This is a genomic window from Burkholderia sp. WAC0059 (assembly GCF_002870125.1).
Classification (GTDB): Bacteria; Pseudomonadota; Gammaproteobacteria; order Burkholderiales; family Burkholderiaceae; genus Paraburkholderia.
The window spans coordinates 84,055-107,618 of the sequence record NZ_PNEO01000014.1 but is presented as its reverse complement, the minus strand read 5'-3'; the positions used below and the strand labels follow the sequence as shown (position 1 = coordinate 107,618).

The window sequence follows — 23,564 nt, the reverse complement described above, 5'->3', positions numbered from 1 at the left end:
GCCGTATTCATTCCGATATGCGGCAATTAACCGCATTACGTCATATCGAATTCCATCGAATCGGCGATTTTCCGACGGCTCGCGTCCGGACAATAGAAACGCATGAGCGTGTCGTCAATCGATCTCGTGCAACAGGCAGAGGGTAAAAGGGGATGGGCGAGCAGAGGCGGCCGGCCGCGGGCGGGACTCAAGCCGGTGTCGGTCGATCGGGCTCGGCGCCCGGTCAAGCCGGGGGGAAGAAAATGCGAAGCCGCATCGGCGCCCGGCGGCGCATCGGGTGGGCGGCCATAACGGCGAGGGCAACGGCGGACGGGACGGGGGCGAAGTGACGGGGACCGAAGCCGCGTTCAGAACTCCACGACCGTGAATTCGGCCTTGCCGACGTCGCATAGCGGGCAGCGCTAGGCGTCGGGAATGTCCGCGAAGCGGGTGCCGGCCGGAATCCCGTCTTCGGGCAGGCCTTCTTCCTCGTTGTAGATCCAGCCGCAGATGAGGCAGATCCAGCTCTTGTACTCGACTACTTCAATGACGTCGTTCACTGCATACCTTCCGGATTCAACTCGATGCTCGCGGCCCGCATTCCGCCCTTTTTTGAGCGGGCGACAGCAGGAAGCAGGCCGGTTCGCGATGTTACCGGATTTCGGCGGCCCGCTCCGGACGCGGGCGGGACCGCGCGCCGGCGCGGTCCCGCCGTCGCGCCTTGCGCCGCCCGGCCGGCCGAGCCGAGGCCCGGTACCCGGTACAATGCCCGCTTCGGCCCAATGCGGTTTTCCCTTTTCCTCCATGTCGCTTTATTCCATCTCCGGCGCGCAGCTCGCGTTCGGTCACGTCGCGCTGCTCGATCGCGCGGACTTCTCGCTCGAGGCGGGCGAGCGCGTCGGGCTGATCGGCCGCAACGGCGCGGGCAAGTCCTCGTTGCTGAAGATCGTCGCCGGTCTCGCGAAACCCGACGACGGGCTCGTCTCGTGCCAGCAGAACCTCTCGGCCGTCTACGTGCCCCAGGAGCCGGAGTTCGAGCCCGGCGCGTCGGTGTTCGAGACGGTGGCCTCGGGCCTCGGAGAGGCGCGCGCGCTGCTCGACGAATACGACGCGGTCGCGCAGCAGCTCGCCGACACGCCCGAAGGCGAGCGGCACGATGCGCTCCTCGCGCGCATGAACGCGCTGCAATCGTCGCTCGATACGACTGACGCCTGGAGCTGGCGCACGCGCGTCGCGACGACGCTCGCGCAGGTCGGCCTCGACGGCGACGCGCCGGTCGCCTCGCTGTCGGGCGGCATGCAAAAGCGCGCCGCGCTCGCGCGCGCGCTCGTCGTGCAGCCCGACGTGCTGCTGCTCGACGAGCCGACCAACCATCTCGACTTCGAGGGCATCCGCTGGCTCGAGGAACTGCTCGTCTCGCAGCGCGCGAGCCTGCTCTTCATCACTCACGACCGCACCTTCCTCGATCGCGTCGCGACGCGCATCGTCGAGCTCGATCGCGGCCGGCTGCTTTCGTATCCGGGCAATTTCTCGTCCTACCAGACGCGCAAGGCGCAGCAGCTCGAAGTGGAGCGCGTCGAGAACGAGAAGTTCGACAAGCTGCTGGCCCAGGAAGAGGTGTGGATCCGCAAGGGCGTCGAGGCGCGCCGCACGCGCAGCGTGGGCCGCATCGCGCGGCTCGAGCAGATGCGCCGCGAGCGCACCGGGCGGCGCAACGTGCAGGGCAACGTAAAGCTCGACGTCGCGCAGGGCGAGAAGTCCGGCAAGATCGTCGCCGAGCTCACCGACGTGACGCAGCGCTACGGCGGCGCGGCGATCATCGACCGCTTCTCGGCGACGGTCATGCGCGGCGACAAGATCGGCTTCGTCGGGCCGAACGGCGCGGGCAAGTCCACGCTGCTCAAGCTGATTCTCGGCGAGCTGACGCCCGACGAGGGCACCGTGCGCGTCGGCACCAATCTGCAGGTCGCCTACTTCGACCAGATGCGCGCGCAGCTCGACCTCGAAAAGAGCCTCGCGGACACGATCAGCCCCGGCAGCGACTGGGTCGAGATCAACGGCGCGAAGAAGCACGTCATGAGCTATCTCGGCGACTTCCTGTTCGCGCCCGAACGCGCGCGCTCGCCTGTGAAGTCGCTCTCGGGCGGCGAGCGCAACCGGCTGCTGCTCGCGCGGCTCTTCGCGCGGCCGGCCAACGTGCTCGTGCTCGACGAGCCGACCAACGACCTCGACATCCCGACGCTCGAACTGCTCGAAGAGCTGCTCGACGACTTCGGGGGCACCGTGCTGCTGGTGAGCCACGATCGCGCGTTTCTCGACAACGTCGTGACCTCGGTGGTCGCGGCCGAGGGCGATGGCCGGTGGCGCGAATACGTGGGCGGCTTCAGCGACTGGCAGACGCAGCGCGAACGCGCGCGGCAGCTCGCCGGGGCGCAGGCGCCGAAGGAGAGCGCCGCCGCGACCGGCGCGGGGGCGGGCGCGCCGAAGGACAGCACGGCGGGCCGCAACGCGCCGCGCGCCGCGAAGCGCTCGTTCAGGGAGCAGCGCGAACTGGAGGCGCTGCCCGCGCAGATCGAGGCGCTCGAGGCCGAGCAGAAGGCGATCGGCGCGCAGCTCGAGGACGGCTCCGTGTTCGCGCGCGACGCGCAGGAGGGCGCGCGTCTCACCGCGCGCTACGCGGCCATCGAGGAGGAGTTGCTCGCCGTGCTCGAACGCTGGGAGGCGCTCGAGAGCAAGCGCACGTGAGCCGGGCCCGCGCCGCCGCGCCTTCCGCGTCCTCTTTTGCCGCCGCGCCCGGCCGGCAGCCATGACGGCCGAATTGCCGGCCGGGGCGAAATCAGTACAATACCTCGCGAACCTGCCCGCCGCCCCTGCCCGCGTTGCGGGCAACGCAATGCATCCCGTTGTTTCGTTTCGCCTTTTTTGAACACTCAACGCCTTGTCCACGCACCTGTCCACAGGACTTGTGGACAGGTGCGATGGACCGACGGACCGGATTCGCCCATGTCTACGAAGAAGTCAACCGCCGCGAGCGCAACCTACAGCGAAGCGTCGATCAAGGTGCTCAAGGGCCTCGAGCCCGTCCGGCAGCGGCCGGGCATGTACACGCGCACCGAGAATCCGCTGCACGTCATCCAGGAAGTCATCGACAACGCCTCCGACGAGGCGCTCGGCGGCTACGGCAAGCGCATCACCGTCACGCTGCACCCGGACCAGTCGGTCTCGGTCGAGGACGACGGCCGCGGCATTCCGTTCGGCCTGCACCCTGAGGAAAAGGTGCCGGTGGTCGAGATCGTGTACACGCGCCTGCACGCGGGCGGCAAGTTCGACAAGGCAGCCGGCGGCGCCTACACGTTCTCGGGCGGTTTGCACGGCGTCGGCGTCTCGGTGACGAACGCGCTCGCGACGCGCCTCGACGTCACCGTCTGGCGCGACGGCAAGGTAGCCGAACTCGGCTTTGCGAACGGCGACGTGGCGAAGCCGCTCGTCACGCGCGCCGCGACGCGCGAGGACAAGAAGAGCGGCACGCGCGTGCGGGTCTGGGCCGATCCGAAGTATTTCGATTCGCCGAACCTGCCGCTGGGCGAACTGCAGCGTCTGCTGCGCTCGAAGGCCGTGCTGCTGCCCGGCGTCGAGGTCGAGCTCGTCAACGAGAAGACCGGCGAGCGGCAGGGCTGGAAATACGAGGACGGCCTGCGCGGCTATCTGCTCGAAGGCATGGGCGGCGGCGAACTGCTGATTCCGCTTTTCGAGGGCGAACGCTACGCGGACGGCGCGCGTGCCGGCGAGGACACGGCGTTCGCCGAGGGCGAGGGCGCGGCCTGGGTCGTCGCCTGGAGCGAGGAGGGGCCGCTCATGCGCGAGTCCTACGTGAACCTCATCCCGACGCCGGCCGGCGGCACGCACGAGTCGGGCCTGCGCGACGGGCTCTACCAGGCCGTCAAGAGCTTCGTCGAATTGCACAACCTCCAGCCCAAGGGCGTGAAGCTGCTCGCCGAGGACGTGTTCGCGCGCGTCTCGTTCGTGCTCTCGGCAAAGGTGCTCGACCCGCAGTTTCAAGGGCAGATCAAGGAGCGGCTCAACAGCCGCGACGCCGTGAAGCTCATCTCGTCGTTTGCGCGGCCCGCGCTCGAGCTGTGGCTGAACCAGCACGTCGAACACGGCAAGAAGCTCGCGGACCTCGTCATCAAGCAGGCCCAGGCGCGCACGCGCGCGGGCCAGAAGGTCGAGAAGCGCAAGAGCTCGGGCGTCGCCGTGTTGCCCGGCAAACTGACCGACTGCGAATCGACCGACATCGCGCGCAACGAGCTCTTCCTCGTCGAGGGCGACTCGGCCGGCGGTTCGGCGAAGATGGGCCGCGACAAGGAATATCAGGCGATCCTGCCGCTGCGCGGCAAGGTGCTCAACACGTGGGAGACCGAGCGCGACCGCCTGTTCGCCAACAACGAGGTGCACGACATTTCGGTTGCGATCGGCGTCGATCCGCACGGTCCCGACGACGTCGTCGATCTCTCCAACCTGCGCTACGGCAAGATCTGCATCCTCTCGGACGCGGACGTCGACGGCGCGCACATCCAGGTGCTGCTCCTCACGCTGTTTTTCCGGCATTTCCCGCAACTGATCGAGCGCGGCCATGTCTGCGTCGCGCGGCCGCCGCTCTTTCGCGTCGACGCGCCCGCGCGCGGCAAGAAGCCCGCGCAGAAGCTCTACGCGCTCGACGAGGGCGAGCTGGAGGCGACGCTCGACAAACTGGGGAAGGACGGCGTGCGCGAGTCGCAATGGACCATCAGCCGCTTCAAGGGCCTCGGCGAAATGAGCGCCGAACAGCTCTGGGACACGACGATGAACCCCGACACGCGGCGCCTTTCGCCCGTCGCGCTGGGCGGCCTCGATTTCGACGCGACGGTCGCGCGGATGACGATGCTCATGGGCAAGGGCGAGGCCGCGTCGCGACGTAGCTGGCTCGAAGAGAAGGGCAACGAGGTCGAGGCGGACATCTGAGCATGCCGCGCGACTCTGCACACGGACGGACTGAATGAACGAACCCGATCTTTTTACCGCGCCGGCGGCCGGGCCCGACGGCGATTTCCTGACGCTTGGCCACTACGCGGAGCGCGCCTATCTCGACTACGCGGTGAGCGTCGTGAAGGGCCGCGCGCTGCCCGACGTCTGCGACGGCCAGAAGCCCGTGCAGCGCCGCATTCTCTTCGCGATGAACGAGATGGGGCTTGCCGACAACGCGAAGCCCGTCAAGTCGGCGCGCGTGGTCGGCGACGTGCTCGGCAAGTATCACCCCCACGGCGACCAGTCCGCCTACGACGCGCTCGTGCGGCTCGCGCAGGACTTCTCGATGCGCTATCCGCTCATCGACGGTCAGGGCAACTTCGGCTCGCGCGACGGCGACGGCGCGGCGGCGATGCGCTACACCGAGGCGCGGCTCACGCCGATCGCGAAGCTCCTGCTCGACGAGATCGGCCAGGGCACCGTCGACTTCATGCCGAACTACGACGGCTCGTTCGAGGAGCCGAGGCAGTTGCCCGCGCGCCTGCCGATGCTGCTGCTCAACGGCGCGTCGGGCATCGCGGTCGGGCTCGCGACGGAGATGCCGTCGCACAACCTGCGCGAAGTGGCGGCGGCGGCCGTGGCGATGATCCGCAACCCGAAGCTCACGCACGCCGAGCTGATGGCGTACGTGCCGGGGCCGGACTTTCCGGGCGGCGGCCAGATCATCTCGAGCGAAGCGGAAATCGCCGCGGCCTACGAGACCGGGCGCGGCAGCCTGAAGGTGCGCGCGCGCTGGAAGATCGAGGAGCTCGCGCGCGGCCAGTGGCAGCTCGTCGTGACCGAGCTGCCGCCCGGCACTTCGGGCCAGCGCGTGCTCGAGGAGATCGAGGAGCTGACCAACCCGAAGCTCAGGCTCGGCAAGAAGACGCTCACGCCCGAGCAGTTGCAGACGAAGCAGTCGATGCTCGCGCTGCTCGACGCCGTGCGCGACGAGTCGGGCAAGGACGCGCCCGTGCGCCTCGTGTTCGAACCGAAGTCGAGCCGCATCGAGCAGGCCGAGTTCGTCACGTCGCTGCTCGCGAACACGAGCCTCGAATCGAACGCGCCGCTGAACCTCGTGATGATCGGCGCGGACGGCCGGCCGCGGCAGAAGGGTTTGGGCGAAATCCTGCACGAGTGGATCGGCTTTCGCTTCGCGACCGTCACGCGGCGCAGCCGGCACCGGCTCGCGAAGGTGGACGACCGCATCCATATCCTCGAAGGGCGGATGATCGTCTTCCTCAACATCGACGAGGTGATCCGCATCATCCGTGAAGCGGACGAGCCGAAGGCCGCGCTGATGTCGGCGTTCGGCCTCTCCGAGCGCCAGGCCGACGACATTCTGGAAATCCGGCTGCGGCAACTGGCGCGGCTCGAAAAGATCAAGATCGAGAAGGAGCTCGTGGAGCTGCGCGACGAGAAGGCGAAGCTCGAGGAACTGCTCGCCAACGAGTCGTCGATGAAGCGCCTGCTCGTCAGGGAGATCGAGGCGGACGCGAAGCAGTATGGCGACGCGCGCCGCACGCTGATCCAGCAGGAAAAGCGCGCGACGTTCGAGGCGCGCGTAGTCGACGAGCCCGTCACGGTCGTGGTGTCGCAAAAGGGCTGGGTGCGCGCGCTGAAGGGCCACGGGCTCGACGTCGCGGGCTTCACGTTCAAGGCCGGCGACGGCCTCTATGCGGCGTTCCAGTGCCGCACGCCCGACATGCTGATCGCCTGGGGCAGCAACGGCCGCGTCTATTCGGTGCCGGTCGGGCCGCTGCCGGGCGGACGCGGGGACGGCGTGCCGATCACCTCGCTCGTCGAGCTCGAGGCCGGCACGCACCTCGTGCATTATTTCGCGGCGGCGGCCGGGCAGGCGCTGCTGCTCGCGTCGAGCAACGGCTTCGGCTTCGTCGCGAAGATCGGCGACATGGTGAGCCGCGTGAAGGCCGGCAAGGCGTTCATGACGATCGACGAGGGCGCCGCGCCGCTCGCGCCCATGCCGATGCTGCCCGACGCGACTCAGGTGGCGTGCCTCTCGGACGGTGGCCGGCTGCTCGTGTTCGGCCTCGACGAGATGAAGACGCTCGCGGGCGGCGGCCGCGGCGTCACGCTGATGGCGCTCGACCCCGCCGAGCGGCTCGTGCAGGCGCTCGCCGTCACCGGGGCCGGCGTCGTGCTGACGGGTACGGGTCGCGGCGGCAAGCCGGGCGAGGAAACGCTGCGCGGCGAGGCGCTCGAACCGCACGTCGGCAAGCGCGCGCGCAAGGGCCGCGCGCCGCAGACGCGGCTCAAGCTCAACGGCCTGCGGCCGGTGCTCGCGCCATGATGCCCACGTTCATGCCGCGCCCGGTCGAACCGCGCGCGGCATGACGGGTCGAATACAGTTCTCCGGGGCCGCCGGCTATGTCAGGCGGATCGTCCGGATTCACGAAAGAGGAAAACAGGGCCATGGGCCAAATCATCGAAGTCGAGCTGTTCCTGCATCTGCTGGCCGTCGCCGTCTGGGTCGGCGGCATGGTTTTCGCCCATTTCTGCCTGCGGCCCGCGCTCGAGGATCTTTCGCCGCAACTGCGGCTGCCGCTCTGGGAGTCGGTGTTCGGGCGCTTCTTCAACTGGGTGGGCGTCTCCGTGATCGTGATCCTGGCGACGGGCGGCGGCCTGCTTTCGCAGTTCGGCGGCGGCCATGCGCCGTGGCAACTGAATGCGATGGCGGGTCTCGGCGTGCTGATGATGCTGACTTTCGGCCACATCCGCTTCGCGCTCTTTCCGCGCATTCGCCGCGCGGTGCAGTCGCAGCGCTGGCCCGACGGCGCGCGTTCGGTCGCCACCGTGCGGCGGCTCGTGCTCGTCAACATCGTGCTCGGCGTCGTGACGATCGGCGTGGCCGTCCTCTCGCGCGGCTTCTGACGCGCCGCGTTTTCTTTTCCCTGCCTTACCGACGCGCCGCGTCGCCGGCCTGACCGCCCGCGTGCGCGCGCGTCTCGACCAGTTCGTTCGCGCAGACGCCGAAGCGCTCGATCAGGCTCGGCACGCCGTCGGCCGGCACGGGGCGCGAGAACAGGAAGCCCTGGGCCTCGATCGGCGCGAGCGCCGATAGCCATGCCACCTGCTCCTCGGTCTCGGTGCCTTCGACCACGACCGTCAGGCCGAGCGAGCGCGCGAGGTTGACGACGGCCGACACCATCACGCAGACGCTGCGGTCCTTCGGAATCGCCTGGACGAACGAGCGGTCCACCTTCAGCGTGTCGACGGCGAAGCGGTTCAGATACGACAGCGACGAGTAGCCGGTGCCGAAGTCGTCGAGCGCGATGCGCACGCCGAGCCGCTTGAGTGCGGCGATCTTCTCCGAGACGAGTTCGGGGAACTCGATCATGCCGGTCTCGGTGATTTCGAGTTCGAGCCGGCGCGCGTCGATGCCGGTTTCGGCGATGGCCTGCGCGACCGTTTCGTAGAGGTCGCCGCGCCAGAACTGCACGGCCGAGATGTTGACCGCGAGCGAGAGCGTGTCGTGGCCTTCCGCGCGCCACTGCGCGAGCTGGCGGCACGCGGTGCGGATCACGAAGTCGCCGATCGGCACGATGAGCCCCGTCGATTCGGCGACGGGGATGAATTCGCCGGCCGGGATCAGCCCGTATTGCGGATGGCTCCAGCGCGCGAGCGCCTCGAAGCCGGTGATGCAGCGCCGGTGCAGATCGATCTTCGGCTGGTAGGCGAGAAAGAGCTGGCCCTCGTCGAGCGCGACGCGCAATTGCTGTTCCCACTTCATCAGATGGTCGGCCCGGTACGCGAACTGCGGCGAGTAGAACCGGAAACAGTTGCGGCCCGCCTCCTTGGCCGCGTACATCGCGAGGTCGGCCTTCTTCAGCAGGTCGATCTCGCTCTCGTTGCCGACCGTGTGCAGCGCGATGCCCGTGCTCATGTGCAGCACGAAGGTGCTGCCGCGCACCTCGAACGGCCGCGCGAACGCTGCACTGGCGGCCTCGGCGAGCGCGCTCGCGCGTGTCTCGATGCGCTCGCCCTTGACGATCACGACGAACTCGTCGCCGCCGATGCGACTCAGCACGCCTGCCGTGCCGACAGCCTCCGCGAGACGCGCGGCGCTCATCTGCAGCACGATGTCGCCGGTGTTGTGGCCGAGCGTGTCGTTGACGGTCTTGAAGTTGTCGAGGTCGATGAAGAGGATGGCGAGCTGGCCGAGATTGGCCGGCGAGGCCACTTCCTCGCGCAGCCGTTGCAGCGTCGCCGGACGGTTCGGCAGGCCCGTCAGCAGGTCGCGCTCGACGAGCTCGCGCATTTCACGCTCGCGCCGCATCAGCCTGGCGATCAAGCCCGTCGCGACGATCGAGAACACCAGGATCGCCAGCGTGATGACGCTTGCCGTCAGCAGATAGGTCCGGTGGGCGCGGCGGTAGTCGGCCAACTGGCCGGTCTGCGAGAGCCCCACCAGCACGCCGAGCGGATAGCCGTCGAGATGGCGGTACGAAACGATGCGCGTGACGTGGTCGATGGGGTCGGCGTAGATGCCCGAGGCGCGTTCCTGCGCCGGATAGAAGCCGCCCGTCGAGTCGGCGCCGGCGCCGGCCCGACGGGCGAGCACGGTGCCGTCGTCGGCGATCAGTGCGATCACGCTGTCGTGGCCGATCGCGGTGTCGTCGTAGAAGTCGCTCGTGAAGTAGCCCGGGTCTTCGGACACCACGACGACGCCCGCGAACGAGCCGTCGGGATGATTCAGACGCCGCGTCATCTGCAGGACGGTGCGCCCCGATATGCGGCCCGTCGTGGGCCGGCCGATGTCGAGCCGGTCGTCGTTTTCGCGCGCATGCAGCGCGAAGTAGTCGCGGTCGGAAATGTCGATGGGCTTCGCGTGAGGATCGAGCGTCGTGGCGACGAGCCGGCCGTGCGCGTCGACGACCGATACGCGCGCGAGCGAGTCGTCGCCGACCGTGCCGTGCGCGACGATGCGCGCGAGATCGAAGCGATCGGGCGACTTCTCGTACTCGTACTGGATGAAGCGGGTGATCTGGTCGACCTGGCGGACGGTGCGGACCGTGTGCTGTTCGAGCGCGGCGGAGAGCGTCGAGGCCGAAGCGCGGGCCTCGCGCAGCGCGGCATCGCGCTCGCCCGAGAGCCGTGCGAAAACGGCGGCCCAGATCAGGATCACGACGAGAAGACCGAGCGCCGGAATGGCGAACAGCATGCGCGGATGCGCCGAGGGCGGCTCCGACCCGGGCCGGATGCCTTGTGCAGGATGATACGCTCGCGGCGGTCGCTTCATCGGGGAAGCCGCGCGCGCTGGGCGTCGCGTCGCGGCTGCGATGGTGAGGACTGCAATGGCAATCGGGCAGGCGGTTTGATCGGCGGCATGACAGGCGGGACGGCCGGTTGAAACGCGCGTGTCGCGGGCGCGAAAGGAGCAACGGGGCGCACATTGCGCCCCTCGTCTCGATATTACTGAATGGAAATGGATTAAGAAAGGGTTGCGGCCTGGCCGCAACATGGGCGCGATGAGACTTGCGTCCGGTGCCGGTTGTGTGATGCGTCGCGCATGGTCGGGCGCAGGCGCGGCGGGCCATGTACCTGTTTACCCGGTGTCCCGGTCCATTCGCGATCCCGGGAATATCGGTTCGGCTGAGCCGCTCAGGCCGGGCCGGCTTGCGCCGGAAGTCGAGCCGGGAACAGGCCGGGACGATGGGCTGCGGGGCGGATCGGGTCCGCCCGATTCAGGATTGAAGCCGGTCCGGCAGACGGAACGTGCCGTCGACGACCGTCACCGAGGCTCCACCGATCCAGGTGCGTCCGGCGGCATCGTCGTAGTCCACGACGATGCGTCCATCGCGGCCGAGCACGGTGCCCTGGCGTGCCGTGTAGCGCGGGCCGGGGCGCCGGTTCTGATGCGTCAGCAGGTTGGCGATCGCGGCGTTGGCGCTGCCCGTCACGGGGTCTTCGCCCTGGCCGAACATCGGGCCCGCCATCAGGCAACGGACCTCGAACGTCGCGGGGCCGTCGGCCGGATGCGGACCGTAGGCGGCGAGCCCGTGCGTGCCCGCCTCGTGCGCGATCCGCGCGAGCGCGGGCAGGTCCGGGTCGAGCGCGAGACAGTCCGCGGCGGAGGCGAGGCGCACGACGAGCCACGGCGCGCCGTTGTCGACGGCGCAGGGCGGCGCGCCGGGGTCCAGCGCGCTCGTGCCGAGCGCAGCGCATAGCGCGTCGTGGCGTTCGGCCGGCAGCGGCGCGACGCGTGCGGGCGGCGCGGCGAACGCCCAGGTGCTGTCTTCGCGCCCGGCCAGCTCGACGAGGCCGACGCCGCATTGCTGTACGAGCCGCCCCGGCGTCTTCGGCCGGTAGCCGCTGTCGAGCAGCGCGTGCGCGGTGCCGAGCGTCGGATGGCCGGCAAACGGCAGCTCGCCGGCCGGCGTGAAGATGCGTACGCGGTAGTCGGCCTGCGGGTCAGTCGGCGCGACGAGGAACGTCGTTTCCGAGAGCTGGGTCCAGCGCGCGATGGTTTGCATCTCGTCGCTGTCGAGCGCATCGGCGTCGAACACGACGGCGAGCGGATTGCCTCTGAACGGGACTTGCGTGAAGACGTCGATCTGCTTGAAGCGGACGGTGCGCACGGACATGGCGGCGGGCTCCGGACAAACGATGGGCGAGTGACGCGGGGCATCGGCCTCGTGCCGCGGCGTGCTTCGGATGCGGGACGAGTCGCCGTTCCCCACGCGTCCTGTCGCGCGGGACCCGGCGTTCGCTTCGACGCGCGTTACGCGACTTCGGCGATCAGTTCGATCTCGACGCAGGCGCCGAGCGGAATCTGCGCGACGCCGAACGCCGAACGCGCGTGCTTGCCGCGCTCGCCGAACACCTCGACGATGAGCTCCGAGGCGCCGTTGGTCACGACGTGCTGCTCGGTGAACGCCAGCGTCGAGTTGACGAGACTCATCAGCTTGACGATGCGCGTGACGCGGTTCAGGTCGCCCGTGTGCGCGTGCAGCGTCGCGATGAGGTCGATCGCGACGGCGCGCGCGGCGGCCTTGCCGTCCCCGGTCGCGAGCGTGTCGCCGAGCTTGCCGGCCCACACCTTGCCGTCCTTCTTCGCGATGTGGCCGGACAGGTAGACGGTGTTGCCGCTTTGCGCGCTCATCACGTAGGCGGCGGCGGGCGCGCCGGCTTCGGGCAGCGCGATGCCCAGTTGCGCGAGCCGGTCGTAGATGCTGGTTTGAGCCATGATCGGTAAGTCCTTGCTGGAAATGTCAAAACAAAAGGGGCGCCAGGCCCCGCCGTTCAGAGCCGCCCGCGGATCAGCGCGGCCAGCGTGGCGATGCCCTCGTCGATCTGCGCGGGCGGCACGGTGACGAACGACAGCCGCAGCATATTGTGCCGCGCCTCGTTTGCAAAGAACGGCGCGCCGGGCACGAAGGCGACGTTCTGCGCGACGGCCTCCTCGAGCAGCTTCATGGTGTCGATCGATTCGGGCAGCGTCGCCCAGACGAACATGCCGCCTTCCGGACGGTTCCAGCTCACGCCCGCGGGCATGAAGCGCTCGAGCGCGGCGAGCATGGCCGCGCACTGGTCGCGGTAGAGCGCCCGGATGGTCGGCACGTGGGTGTCGAGAAAGCCGTCCTTGACCACTTCGAAGGCCACGCGCTGCGTGAAGCTCGGCGTGTGCAGGTCGGTGGCCTGCTTGGCCTGCACGAGCTTGAAGTGCAGGTCCTCGGGCGCGATCACGTAGCCGATGCGCAGGCCCGGCGCGAGCACCTTCGAGAACGAGCCTAGATGGACGATGTGTTCCGGCGCGAGCGAGAGGAGCGTCGGCAGCGGCGTGCCCGCGTAGTCGAGGGCGCCGTAGGGGTCGTCCTCGATGACCGGGAAGGCCGCGCGTTGCGCGAAGTCGGCCAGCGCGCGGCGGCGTTCGACGGGGAGGCGCCGGCCCGTCGGGTTCTGGAAATTCGGCTGCGCGTAGAGCAGGCGCGCGCCGGCCGCGAGCGCCGGCGTGAGGCCCTCGGGGACGAGGCCCGCGTCGTCGGTCGGCATCTGCACGTAGCGCGGCTCGTACATCGAGAACGACTGCAGCGCGCCGAGGTAGGTCGGCGTTTCGACGAGCACGGGGCTGTCCCGGTCGATGAGCACCTTGCCGAGCAGATCGAGCGCCTGCTGGGAACCCGTCGTGATCAGCACCTGCGACGCCCGGATCGTCACGCCGTCGCCCGAGTGGCGCGCGGCCACCCATTCGCGCAGCGGCAGGTAGCCCTCGGTCGCGCTGTACTGGAGCGCGGCCGCGGGCGCGTCGCGCAGGATACGCTCGGCCGCTGCGCGCATCGCCTCGGCGGGAAACGTGGCGGGCGAGGGCAGGCCGCCCGCGAACGAAATGATGTCGGGACGTTCCGTGACCTTGAGAATCTCGCGAATGGCCGAACTGGTCAGCTTGCGTGCGCGTTCGGACAGTTGCCACGCGGGCGGAGCGTGAAGGTCGCTGTGGTCCATGAGGTCTCCTCGTCGGGCTGGGCCGGGTGAATGACGTGCTGAAACGGGTGCGCTTGGAGCGGTATCGGCCAAAACGGCGCTGGCGGGTCCGGGCGGCCGCCGATTATGGCGCGATTCGTTCGCCGGCGCGATGCGGGCCGGCCCGCGGCCAGGCAGGGGCACGGGGGCACGGGAGGGGCACGAGCGCCAGCATGGATTGACTGTAACGGCTCGGACCTGCACGGTAACGGTACAATTGCTCCGATACTTTTCGGTACAGTTGGAGATGCCATGTCCTCCGTTCCGCTCGACCAGATTCCCGCACCGCACGACGCCGCCACGCTCACGCTCGTCGATCAGCTCGTGCAGTGGGGACGCCATCGCATCGACGAGCGCGTGTTTCGTCCCGGCATGCGCATGCCGTCCATCCGCAAGCTCGCGCTCGACAAGGGCGTCTCGCGCTTCACCGTGGTCGAGGCGTACGAGCGGCTCGTCGCCCAGGGGTATCTGGATTCGCGGCGCGGTTCGGGTTTCTACGTGCGCGAGCGCGTCGCCGCTGCCGCGCCGGGCGCGGGCCGTGGCGGCAACCCGACCGACGGCGGGGCAGACGGCCGGGTAGGCGGGGGCGGGACCGGCGCGGGCGGGGCCGGGGCGGCGGCAGGCAGCCCGCCGGCGGAGGCCGGACCGGTGCCCGGCGCGATCGACGTGGTCTGGCTGCTGCGCAACATGCTGCATTCGTCGACGCGGCCGGAAAAGGGGCCGGGCCTCGGCTATCTGCCGGCCCGCTGGCTCGACGGCGAGCTGATCACGGGCGCGCTGCGCTCGCTCGGCCGGCAAAGCGGCACGCAGCAGCTCAGCTTCGGCACGCCGCAAGGCTTCCTGCCGCTGCGCCAGCAGTTGCAGACGCGCCTCGCCGAGCTCGAGATCGGCGCCGCGCCCGAGCAGATCGTGACGGTCTCCGGCGTCACCCAGGCCATCGACCTGCTCGCGCGCCTGTACGTCGCGCCCGGCGACATGGTGCTGGTCGGCGACCCGGCCTGGTTCCAGATGTTCGGCCGCTTTGCGTCGCAGGGCGCGCGGCTCGTCGGCGTGCCCTACACGCCCGAGGGGCCCGACCTCGACGCACTCGAATCGCTCGTCGCGGCCTGGCGCCCGAAAATGCTCGTCATCAACTCGGTGCTGCAGAACCCGACCGGCACGTCGCTCTCCGCGGCACAGGCATTCCGCGTGCTGCGGCTCGCCGAGCAGTACGACTTCATCGTCGTCGAGGACGACATCTACGGCGACCTCTGCCCGGCCGGCTATCCGGCGACGCGTCTCGCGAGCCTCGACCAGTTGCGGCGCGTGATCTACCTCGGCAGCTTCTCGAAGACGCTCGCGCCGAACCTGCGGGTCGGCTTTATCGCGGCGGCGCCCGGGCTCGCGAAGGCCGTGGCCGACCAGAAGATGCTGGTCGGCATGACGAGCCCCGAGCTCAACGAGCGCGTGCTCTACCGCGTGCTGACCGAGGGCCAGTACCGGCGCCACGTCGAGCGGCTGCGCGGCCGGCTCGACGGCGTGCGCGAGAAGGCCGCGCGGATGCTCGAGCGCGTGGGCATGCGGCTCTTCTGTACGCCGGGCGCGGGCATGTTCCTGTGGGCGGACACGGGCGTCGACGCCGACGGGCTGACCGCCGCCGGCCACGAAGCGGGTTTCCTGCTCGCGCCGGGCAGCCTGTTCTCGCCGTACCAGTCGCCGACCACGTTCCTGCGCTTCAATGTGGCCAATTGCGGCGATCCGGCCCTGCCGGCGTTCCTCGCGCGCTATCTGGACGGCGTGGGCCGGCGCGCGGCGAACGGCGCGGGCCCGGCGGCGGGCGAGGCCGGCGCCCGTGCCCCGGCGTGATTCGACGGAACCCGGGATGACGAGCGCTTCGGCATCGCGGCGGGCCGCTCTTGAAAACGCCGCGCGTGCCCCCATTTGCGCGTCCGGCACGCCGCCGGGCTCCCGGTAGCCGGCGGCCGGAATCAGATCAGCAACGAAGGAGGAAACCCGACCGTGGCACAGGAAACCCTGAGCTTTCAGGCAGAAGTGAAACAGCTTCTGCACCTGATGATCCATTCGCTCTACAGCAACAAGGAAATTTTTCTGCGCGAGCTGATTTCGAACGCGTCAGACGCGGCCGACAAGCTGCGCTTCGAGGCCATTGCGGACAACGCGCTTTACGAGAGCGACCCGAACCTGCGCATCCGCGTGTCGTTCGACAAGGCCGCGCGCACCATCACGATCGAGGACAACGGCATCGGCATGAGCCGCGACGAGGCGGTGGCGAACCTGGGCACGATCGCGCGCTCCGGCACGAAGGAGTTCTTCGGCAAACTCTCGGGCGACCAGCAGAAGGACGCCGCGCTGATCGGCCAGTTCGGCGTGGGTTTCTACTCGGGCTTCATCGTCGCGGATCGCATCACGGTGGAAAGCCGCCGCGCGGGCCTGCCGGCCGCCGAGGGCGTGCGCTGGGAAAGCGCGGGCGAGGGCGACTTCTCGGTCGAGACCGTCGAGCGCGCCGCGCGCGGCACGTCGATCACGCTGCACCTGCGCGAAGGCGAGGACGAGCTGCTCTCCGCCTGGAAGCTCAAGTCGATCATCCAGAAGTATTCCGACCACGTCGCGCTGCCGATTCTCATGACGAAGGAGGAGTGGGACGCGGAAAAGAGCGAGATGGTCGCGAAGGACGAGGACGAGACGGTCAACCAGGCGAGCGCGCTGTGGACGCGTCCGAAGAGCGACATCACGGACGAGCAGTACCAGCAGTTCTACCAGCACCTCGCGCACGACACGCAGAATCCGCTTGCCTGGACGCACAACCGCGTCGAGGGCCGCAGCGAGTACACGCAACTGCTCTACGTGCCCGCGCACGCGCCGTTCGACCTGTGGAACCGCGAGCATCGCGGCGGGCTGAAGCTCTACGTGAAGCGCGTGTTCATCATGGACGACGCCGAGCAACTGCTGCCTGCCTATCTGCGCTTCGTGAAGGGCGTCGTCGATTCGAGCGACCTGCCGCTCAACGTTTCGCGCGAAATCCTGCAGGAAAGCCGCGACGTGAAGGCGATCCGCGAGGGCGTCACGAAGCGCGTGCTCTCGATGCTGGAAGACATGGCGAACGCGCAGACCGACGAGACGGCGAGCGACGAGGCGAAGGCGAAGTACGCGGGCTTCTGGACCGGGTTCGGCCAGGTGCTCAAGGAAGGCATCGGCGAGGACTTCGCGAACCGCGAGCGCGTCGCGAAACTGCTGCGCTTCGCCTCGACGCACGGCGATTCGGACGCGCAGAACGTGTCGCTCGCGGACTACGTCGCGCGCATGAAGCCCGAGCAGACGAAGATCTACTACGTGACCGCCGACACCTGGCTGGCCGCGAAGAACAGCCCGCATCTCGAGGTGTTCCGCAAGAAGGGCGTCGAGGTGCTGTTGCTGACCGATCGCGTCGACGAATGGATGCTGTCGTTCCTCAACGAGTTCGACGGCAAGCCGCTCGCGAGCGTGGCGCGCGGCGACCTCGACCTCGGCGCGCTCGACGACGAGGAGAAGGCGCAGCAGCAGAAGGTCGGCGACGAGCTCAAGCCGCTCGTCGAGCGGATGAAGGAGGCGCTGAAGGACAAGGCCAAGGACGTGCGCCTGACGTTCCGCCTGACCGATTCGCCCTCGTGCCTCGTTGCCGACGAAGGCGAGATGAGCGGCTACCTGCAGCGGATGCTGAAGGCGGCCGGCCAGCAGGCGCCGGCGTTCCAGCCGATTCTCGAGGTCAACCCCGAGCATCCGCTCGTCAAGGGGCTCAAGACCGACGGCGCCGATTTCGCCGACTGGTGCCACCTGCTGTTCGATCAGGCGCTGCTCGCCGAGGGCGGGGCGCTCGACGATCCGGCGAGCTTCGTGAAGCGGACCAACGCGCTGCTGCTCGCGCGCGCGGGGCAGGGTTGATCTTCGGGCGGCGGGCTGTGGTGGGCCGCTATCTGGCCCGCCGCGGTCGGTCCGTCCGTTTTTTTGGGGGGCTGCGCGCGGCGCGGCGATCGTTGCGGTTTCCGTGACGCCGCGCCGCGCTCGCGTCCTATAATGCGCCGCATGCCTACCCGTTTCGATGCCGCCGATGCGCACTGGCGCGTCGCGCCCCGGCCTCACTTTACCGATTACCAGAAAGACTGGCTCACGCGCGGCGGCTCGCTCACCGCGCATCTGCGCACGCTCGGCGCGGTGCGCGTGCGCGTCACGCGCGAGGCGGTCGGATTGCCCTGGCCCGACGAACGCGCGGCGCTGCGGCTCGTGCCGCGCGCGCCGGTGTGGGTGCGCGAGGTCGTGCTGGAGGTCGACGGCGTACCGTACGTCGCCGCGCACAGCGTCGTGCCGCTCGCCGCAAGCCGGGGCGTCTGGCAGGCGATACGCCGGCTGCGCACGCGTCCGCTCGCGGAGTTGCTCTACAGCGACAGCAGCGTGGCGCGCTCGGCGCTCGCGAGCCGTCGCGTGACGGCTCGCCATCCGCTTCATGCGCTGGCTGTGCGAGAAATCGCGGGGGTTGTGCCACACGCCTGCGTGGCCCGTCGGTCGGTGTTCGGGCGGCGCGGCACGCCGCTCGTCGTGACCGAATGCCTGCTGCCCGCGCTCTGGGCGCGGCTCGCGCGCGACGGCGCGTCGTCTTCATGACGCTCAAGCGCTGCTTTCCTCCGGTCGTGGACCATCATACGCGGGTGCTGATACTCGGTAGCTTGCCGGGCGAGGTTTCGCTCGCGCATAGCCAGTACTACGCGCATCGGCAGAATCGCTTCTGGCACCTGGTCGGCGAGGTGATCGAGCAGGATCTGGTCGGCATGGAATATCAGAATCGTCTCGCTACGCTGCTCGCACATCGCATCGGATTATGGGACGTCATGGCGGAAGCACGACGAACCGGCAGCCTTGATAGCCGCATTCGAGATCATTCGAGCAATGATCTGATCGCCCTCATCGATACGCTACCGGATCTGGTTGCGATCGCATTCAATGGTGGGACGGCTGCGAAAATCGGGGTGAAGGTACTTGGTGAGCGCGGAGATAAATATCGACTTCTCCGCTTGCCATCAAGCAGTCCTGCCCACGCCTCCGTTTCCTATGCAGCAAAGCTGGCCATTTGGCGGCAGCTACGGCAGTCGATTTGATCGGGCGTTCAATGGTTTCAACCACAGAGAGGCCATCCGGAATGCCGCGGTACGACTCCGTAGGAACCCTTTAGCTGGGCGCCCCATATTAATCTGGGCTCTAATTGGAACGACTTGACATGTCGGCATATGCATCGTATTCAGCGAAACGGCGCCTTACGGTACTCAGAGTGATCGCGTATAGCGGAATCCTCTTTGCCACCACTTGGGCACTACAGTTTTGTGACACTGGAATTGTCTACTACAGGAACTGGCAATCTATCGTGCAGGTTATGCCATTGCGGAGTTGGGCCATACAAGGAATCTCGTTAGTCGGGGAACTCATTACGCTCGCGAGTTGCATTGGCCTGGCATGTGGACTGAAATGGGGGCGCACCTTGATCGTCTGGCTGACAGTCGTGTGGTTGGTACTATTGGTTATGCTGTCGTACTGGCTTCCCGTGCTCGTGGCGCTGCCAGTGAATGCTCTCAGGATTGCGTTGCTGTATAGCAGACCCAACAGTAAGTTTCTCTCTCGGCCGCATGCGGTCCGCCGATTTAATTGGCGCGAGTTCGCGTGTTTCATTTGTCTCGCGGGGTCGTGTGCACTCCACTTCTGGTCGCTGTTGGCAATCATATCTCGCAGTTTATGGGTCTGGAAACTCATTTCCCACGGACGCCCCCTTGATTTGCTCATGGCCGCAGCGATCCTGTTCGTAATCGGCGTCGCGCTTGCTCCAGCAAGGTCACGCGTGTGGCACTCCGGTGTCGCGTTGATGACCGTTTGCGCGGCCCTGGGCTCTCAACTTGTTGCCCAGATTTTGGTCAGTACGCGGTTATACAAATACATGCCGGATCCAAAAATATACGGTTCTATCCCGTGGAATGTCTTGATCGGTTATTGCGTGCTAATCGGCGCTATTGCCTTGCTGTTGCTCCAGCTTAGTCGTCCACAAGGCGGACCACGTCGTCCACCAATGCAGATGCCCGATTATTCATGAACTGGTTTGAATGTCCTGCTGTGACTCTAGAACAGCACGGTCGCATCAAGGCTCCCGGTCAGGGCGGTATTGGCGCAGCAGTTATCGCGACCCCTACACGCTCGCGGGGCGGGGCGCCATGATGTCAAATTGACCAAAACACCAATCGCTTCTGGCATCTGGTCGGCGAGGTGATCGAGCGGGATCTGGTCGGCATGGAATATCAGAATCGTCTCGCTACGCTGCTCGCACATCGCATCGGATTATGGGACGTCGTAGCGGAAGCTCGACGTTGTCGGCAGTCTCGACAGCAATATACGCAGCCACGAGAGTAACGATCTCATCGCCCTTGTAGAGCCCCTGCCTAATCTGGTTGCGGTGGCCTTCAATGGCGGCACCGCCGCCAGGATTGGAACGAAGACGCTTGGAGAGACGGCAAAGCGATATCAACTTGTAAATTTGCCGTCGAGCAGTCCAGCGCATGCGGCTGTGCCTTATGCCGGGAAGCTGGCGTTATGGCGGCAGTTGAGTGAGTGGCTACGGAGCGGACCACAGTAGCCCTGATTCCGAATGTCGATGCTCAACTCTTCCCGGACGTTCCCCGTTACCGTTGCGGGTGGCAACGGCAGATCTCAGGTATCAGACGGCGTCACACCGGAATTCGCGCGGCAGCCAGGGCTTCTGGTGCAAAACAGCCGTCTGCCAGGTCGTCGCGCAGAGAGCGACGGTATACTTTGTACGGTCAATCTTCTACGTTTTCTGAAGGAAATCCCATGAGCACCTTGCCCGCCTGCCCGCAATGCCAGTCCGAGTTCACCTACGAGGATGGCGGGTTGTTCGTCTGTCCGGAGTGCGCTCACGAGTGGTCGGCCGAGGCGAGCGCGTCCGTTGAAGCGGTTGCGAAGGTCTATCGGGATTCGGCCGGCAATGTCCTGCAGGACGGCGATACGATCACGGTCATCAAGGATCTGAAACTGAAAGGCTCCGGTGGCGTGATCAAGATGGGAACCAAGGTCAAGAACATTCGGCTGGTCGACGGCGACCACGACATCGATTGCAAGATCGACGGTTTCGGCGCAATGAGCCTGAAATCCGAGTTCGTCCGAAAGGTCTGAGCCACTGTGGAGATCGGTGGGGTGGCGCTACTGGAGCGAAGCAGTCGGTCGCCATCGGATGCGACCGGTCCTGCTTGCCGGACGACGTGACTGCGCCGCCTTGTCGAAGGATGCCCGGCCATCGGCAGAGTCGACGCCAGACATTCCATGCCGCTTTCCCCGTCGGCGGAACCGCACGACTGCGGTCGCCGGCGGCCTGAAGTCAGTACAGCTTCCTGGGCGGTAACGAACGTTTTATCTGTTTGCGCAGCCTTGACACCGCCGCCGCTTTTTTTCTCTTGCGCCTGGCCGTCGGCGTTTCGTAGGCCGTCCTGGCCCGCAGTTCTTTCAGCAGACCCGTGTTCTCGATCGAGCGTCGAAAACGGCGCAAGGCGACTTCCACGGGTTCGTTGAGTTTGGGGATGACAGTAGTCAATTCTTTTCCTGGTTGTGATCCGGATGGACGCTGCACATGCGGTCTTGAACGCATCTGCGGCTTGCCGCTGGCACGGTGGATCGTCTTGATGTCTTCAACGGTGTGCGCAGTTTCGTTCCGTCGAGACTGAATGGCGTCTGATGGAGCAATCCGGAGTCGCGGCGCGTGCTCGGGAGTTCACCACACCTTCGGGTTGGAAGCGCATGACATGAATGACATGCGTGCGCCGGAGATGGCCCGAATTGCAATCCTTGAATTGCAATTCGGGCCGGCATTGAATGCCGGCGGTAGCCGGAAAACGACCACTATACGCTTCGCGACTCGCCGTGTACCGCATTCCAATGACCGGCGAATTCCGGGGCTTTCATGCTGTTACATTCGTAGTGCAGAATTCGATTGACCGGGCCGGACTATCCGCGTATTGTCGGCCGCAGAAGTATTCAGGAAGTCCAATAGGTGTTCGTCTGATGTCCGCCATTTGCGCGGAGTTCGTTTCCTTATTTCTCCCTCTTGATGCTTCCCCGTCGCCATGCTGGGACGGGAACAGTCAATTTTCTTATTTTTGAGGGATTTATCATGGATACCGGTACGGTCAAGTGGTTCAACGAGGGCAAGGGCTTCGGGTTCATCACGCCCGACGCAGGCGGCGAAGATCTCTTCGCGCATTTTTCGGAAATTGCCGGCGACGGATTCAAGACGCTGGCTGAAAACCAGAAGGTCAGCTTCGAGACGAAGCACGGCCCGAAGGGCCTGCAGGCATCGAATATCAAGCCGCTGTAATCACCCGGGCGTCGGGGCTTCCGGCCCCGGGCGCTGTCTCGCAGCACTGTCGTGCCGGCCGGTTTCACTCGTCGGCCGGGACGACGCCGATCTGCATTCCCAGGCTTCATCTCCGTTTCGAACGGATCAGTGTCCCCATGCGGGACTACGGAGTCTCATGTTCATATTCAGGTTTACAAGTAACGATGCAAACATCTGTCACCACGCAATACCGCGGTTACGCGGTCAGGCCGTCGGCTCACTGCCTGCCTGACGGCTCCTTTTCCTCAAACCTGACGCTCGGGCGGTCCGATGTCCACACCGGGCCGACGCATTACGAGTTCTACTCGCTCGGGTACTTCGACAGTCAGGAAGATGCGCTCGGCTATTCGGCCCGGTGGGCGCGCGACTGGATCGATACTCGCGGCTGAACATCCCTGCTGCGTTCTCGTGTGCGTCTGGCGGCGCGAATTACCACGGGTTCCGCAACCGGCCCGACCGCGGTTTCTCCCGCGCTTCGATAGCCGAAGAGCACCTCAGCCAAAACGTGCGTCCAGCCACTCCCGTGCCCAGTTTTTTGCATAGGCGATTGCGTCTTCGCGCGCGTCGAAGCCTGCAAGGTCGCCGCTCAGATGAATGTCGTATCCAGTGCCGTCCGTGCGGCTGCTACTGATGCGCGCGTGGGCCATATATTCGCCGTCGGCCCGGCGGGGCGTCGGATCGATAACGATTCGGGTCGAATTGAAGCGCATTTGCTTTCCTTTTAGGGTGGTCGCGTTGCCGTGACCATCGGCAGAAGATGGGGCGGAGCAGGAGCGTCAGGCGTTCGGCACGACCATGATCTACCTGGCCTCGCGGTCCGGCTCGCAGTTCGCCATGCCGTATTCGCGCAGCAGCACACGAATTGACAAGAACATCGGAAACGAAGCGGTATCGATCTCGGGACGGCGGTCGCGGATGACGTCCGCGAGTTCGTCCCGTGCTCCTGTCGGCAAAAACTGTTCGACGAGACCGGAGCCATTGCGCCGAATCCGTTTCAGCCGCTCATTCCTGCCCATGTCGAACCTCCTGGGCGGCTCGGGTGCCGCGTGCGCGCCGACGTATGTCGATAGAAGCTGACGCGGGAGCGAGCCGAAATCAGGACGCCAGAGCCAGGTCCAGGATGTTCGTGTCCTGCGGACAGGTGTCGATGAGGTGTTCCGCATAGGCGGTCGATGCGCGCCGCGCGTCGCCGGCGTTCTGGAATGGACGGTGAACCTCGAGCCGGAAAACACGGCTTCGCGACGTGCTGACCGCATCCCCTGGCTCCTGGATACGGACGGCGGCGTCGAATCCTTCGTCGTAGTTGTGCCCGGATCCGGGCGTTGTTGCGCGGTGCGGATAGACCAGTGGGTAAACTTCCAGCCCACGGTAGAGACGGAAACCTGTTGTCATGAGATACCTTTGAAGCCGCATCACTGTGTGCGGCGGAAAAGAGGGCGAGGAGAGGTGGGCGACTGCAATCGGCAGTGCTCACGCAATCGACCGCATCGCGCGGTCTTCGGTGAAAAAGGGGCAACTCCGTTCTGCTGGACAGGGCGACGGCAGCGGCGTCGGGAACGGATGCGGGCGTAAGGGCGAGGCAATCGGCGATCCAATGCTACGCCCATTGACGGATTTGTACAGCGAAAACTCCTGCTTTCCGCGT

Annotated in this window: 20 protein-coding genes and 2 pseudogenes; 13 read left to right on the top strand and 9 right to left on the bottom strand. The window is 66.7% G+C overall.

Translation table 11 applies throughout. From position 1 onward, the window contains the following. Positions 1 to 401 precede the first annotated feature (401 nt). Positions 402 to 539: a rubredoxin gene (locus CY652_RS15605; protein WP_102131621.1), complete on the bottom strand. Its 138-nt coding sequence runs from the start codon at positions 537 to 539 to the stop codon at positions 402 to 404. Between the two features lie 244 nt (positions 540 to 783). Between CY652_RS15605 and CY652_RS15600 the strand changes: the two genes are divergently transcribed. The 4 genes from CY652_RS15600 (at position 784) to CY652_RS15585 (ending at position 7,914) form a co-directional block, all read left to right on the top strand. Continuing rightward, positions 784 to 2,724 carry an ATP-binding cassette domain-containing protein gene (locus tag CY652_RS15600; protein WP_102131620.1) on the top strand — a complete coding sequence of 647 codons (1,941 nt, stop codon included), beginning with the start codon at positions 784 to 786 and terminating at the stop codon, positions 2,722 to 2,724. 258 nt (positions 2,725 to 2,982) lie between these two features. Continuing rightward, a complete protein-coding gene (locus tag CY652_RS15595) occupies positions 2,983 to 4,980 on the top strand; it encodes a DNA topoisomerase IV subunit B (protein WP_102131619.1) in 1,998 nt (665 codons plus the stop codon). A 34-nt stretch (positions 4,981 to 5,014) separates the two neighbouring features. Then, the gene (parC, locus tag CY652_RS15590; RefSeq protein WP_102131618.1) at positions 5,015 to 7,333 is read left to right on the top strand and encodes a DNA topoisomerase IV subunit A; all 2,319 of its coding nucleotides are present in this window, start codon (positions 5,015 to 5,017) and stop codon (positions 7,331 to 7,333) included. Positions 7,334 to 7,455: 122 nt separating this feature from the next. Continuing rightward, positions 7,456 to 7,914, top strand: a complete 459-nt coding sequence (locus CY652_RS15585) for a CopD family protein (RefSeq protein ID WP_102131617.1) — start codon at positions 7,456 to 7,458, stop codon at positions 7,912 to 7,914. Positions 7,915 to 7,939: 25 nt separating this feature from the next. Here the strand turns inward: CY652_RS15585 and CY652_RS15580 are convergent, their stop codons facing one another. The 4 genes from CY652_RS15580 to CY652_RS15565 form a co-directional block, all read right to left on the bottom strand. After that, entirely contained in the window at positions 7,940 to 10,204 is a 2,265-nt protein-coding gene (locus CY652_RS15580) for a putative bifunctional diguanylate cyclase/phosphodiesterase (protein WP_258002333.1), read from the bottom strand. Between the two features lie 523 nt (positions 10,205 to 10,727). Beyond that, positions 10,728 to 11,627, bottom strand: coding sequence for a PhzF family phenazine biosynthesis protein (locus CY652_RS15575; protein ID WP_102131615.1), 900 nt, complete (start codon positions 11,625 to 11,627; stop codon positions 10,728 to 10,730). 137 nt (positions 11,628 to 11,764) lie between these two features. Further along, a complete protein-coding gene (locus CY652_RS15570; protein WP_102131614.1) occupies positions 11,765 to 12,229 on the bottom strand; it encodes a RidA family protein in 465 nt (154 codons plus the stop codon). 56 nt (positions 12,230 to 12,285) lie between these two features. Next, on the bottom strand, positions 12,286 to 13,485 hold the full coding sequence (locus tag CY652_RS15565) for an aminotransferase-like domain-containing protein (RefSeq protein WP_102131613.1): 1,200 nt from the start codon (positions 13,483 to 13,485) through the stop codon (positions 12,286 to 12,288). A 270-nt stretch (positions 13,486 to 13,755) separates the two neighbouring features. Between CY652_RS15565 and CY652_RS15560 the strand changes: the two genes are divergently transcribed. From CY652_RS15560 to CY652_RS15535, 7 genes and pseudogenes are all read left to right on the top strand, one after another. Then, the gene (locus tag CY652_RS15560) at positions 13,756 to 15,348 is read left to right on the top strand and encodes an aminotransferase-like domain-containing protein (RefSeq protein ID WP_102131612.1); all 1,593 of its coding nucleotides are present in this window, start codon (positions 13,756 to 13,758) and stop codon (positions 15,346 to 15,348) included. Between the two features lie 153 nt (positions 15,349 to 15,501). Beyond that, positions 15,502 to 17,421, top strand: coding sequence for a molecular chaperone HtpG (gene htpG / locus CY652_RS15555; RefSeq protein WP_102131611.1), 1,920 nt, complete (start codon positions 15,502 to 15,504; stop codon positions 17,419 to 17,421). A gap of 141 nt (positions 17,422 to 17,562) precedes the next feature. Beyond that, a pseudogene (locus CY652_RS15550) lies at positions 17,563 to 18,114 on the top strand (chorismate--pyruvate lyase family protein); the annotation flags it as partial. A gap of 20 nt (positions 18,115 to 18,134) precedes the next feature. Then, complete coding sequence (locus tag CY652_RS15545; RefSeq protein ID WP_102131610.1) at positions 18,135 to 18,629, top strand: DNA-deoxyinosine glycosylase; 495 nt, start codon at positions 18,135 to 18,137, stop codon at positions 18,627 to 18,629. A gap of 674 nt (positions 18,630 to 19,303) precedes the next feature. Then, positions 19,304 to 19,609: a hypothetical protein gene (locus CY652_RS24075; RefSeq protein WP_146010115.1), complete on the top strand. Its 306-nt coding sequence runs from the start codon at positions 19,304 to 19,306 to the stop codon at positions 19,607 to 19,609. Between the two features lie 143 nt (positions 19,610 to 19,752). Continuing rightward, positions 19,753 to 20,146: pseudogene (locus CY652_RS24890) on the top strand (DNA-deoxyinosine glycosylase); the annotation flags it as partial. Positions 20,147 to 20,361: 215 nt separating this feature from the next. Beyond that, positions 20,362 to 20,703, top strand: a complete 342-nt coding sequence (locus CY652_RS15535; protein ID WP_102131609.1) for a zinc ribbon domain-containing protein YjdM — start codon at positions 20,362 to 20,364, stop codon at positions 20,701 to 20,703. Between the two features lie 202 nt (positions 20,704 to 20,905). Here the strand turns inward: CY652_RS15535 and rpsU are convergent, their stop codons facing one another. After that, a complete protein-coding gene (rpsU, locus tag CY652_RS15530) occupies positions 20,906 to 21,118 on the bottom strand; it encodes a 30S ribosomal protein S21 (RefSeq protein WP_102131608.1) in 213 nt (70 codons plus the stop codon). A 576-nt stretch (positions 21,119 to 21,694) separates the two neighbouring features. On the opposite strand from rpsU, the gene CY652_RS15525 reads away from it, so the two are divergent. Together CY652_RS15525 and CY652_RS15520 are read left to right on the top strand one after the other, a co-directional pair. Continuing rightward, positions 21,695 to 21,898, top strand: a complete 204-nt coding sequence (locus tag CY652_RS15525) for a cold-shock protein (RefSeq protein ID WP_102131607.1) — start codon at positions 21,695 to 21,697, stop codon at positions 21,896 to 21,898. A 185-nt stretch (positions 21,899 to 22,083) separates the two neighbouring features. After that, the gene (locus CY652_RS15520) at positions 22,084 to 22,308 is read left to right on the top strand and encodes a hypothetical protein (protein WP_102131606.1); all 225 of its coding nucleotides are present in this window, start codon (positions 22,084 to 22,086) and stop codon (positions 22,306 to 22,308) included. A 105-nt stretch (positions 22,309 to 22,413) separates the two neighbouring features. On the opposite strand, the gene CY652_RS15515 is transcribed toward CY652_RS15520, so the two are convergent. From CY652_RS15515 to CY652_RS15505, 3 genes are all read right to left on the bottom strand, one after another. Further along, on the bottom strand, positions 22,414 to 22,629 hold the full coding sequence (locus CY652_RS15515; protein ID WP_102131605.1) for a hypothetical protein: 216 nt from the start codon (positions 22,627 to 22,629) through the stop codon (positions 22,414 to 22,416). 90 nt (positions 22,630 to 22,719) lie between these two features. After that, positions 22,720 to 22,935 carry a hypothetical protein gene (locus CY652_RS15510; protein WP_102131604.1) on the bottom strand — a complete coding sequence of 72 codons (216 nt, stop codon included), beginning with the start codon at positions 22,933 to 22,935 and terminating at the stop codon, positions 22,720 to 22,722. A gap of 79 nt (positions 22,936 to 23,014) precedes the next feature. Continuing rightward, positions 23,015 to 23,311, bottom strand: coding sequence for a hypothetical protein (locus CY652_RS15505; protein WP_102131662.1), 297 nt, complete (start codon positions 23,309 to 23,311; stop codon positions 23,015 to 23,017). Positions 23,312 to 23,564 lie beyond the last annotated feature (253 nt).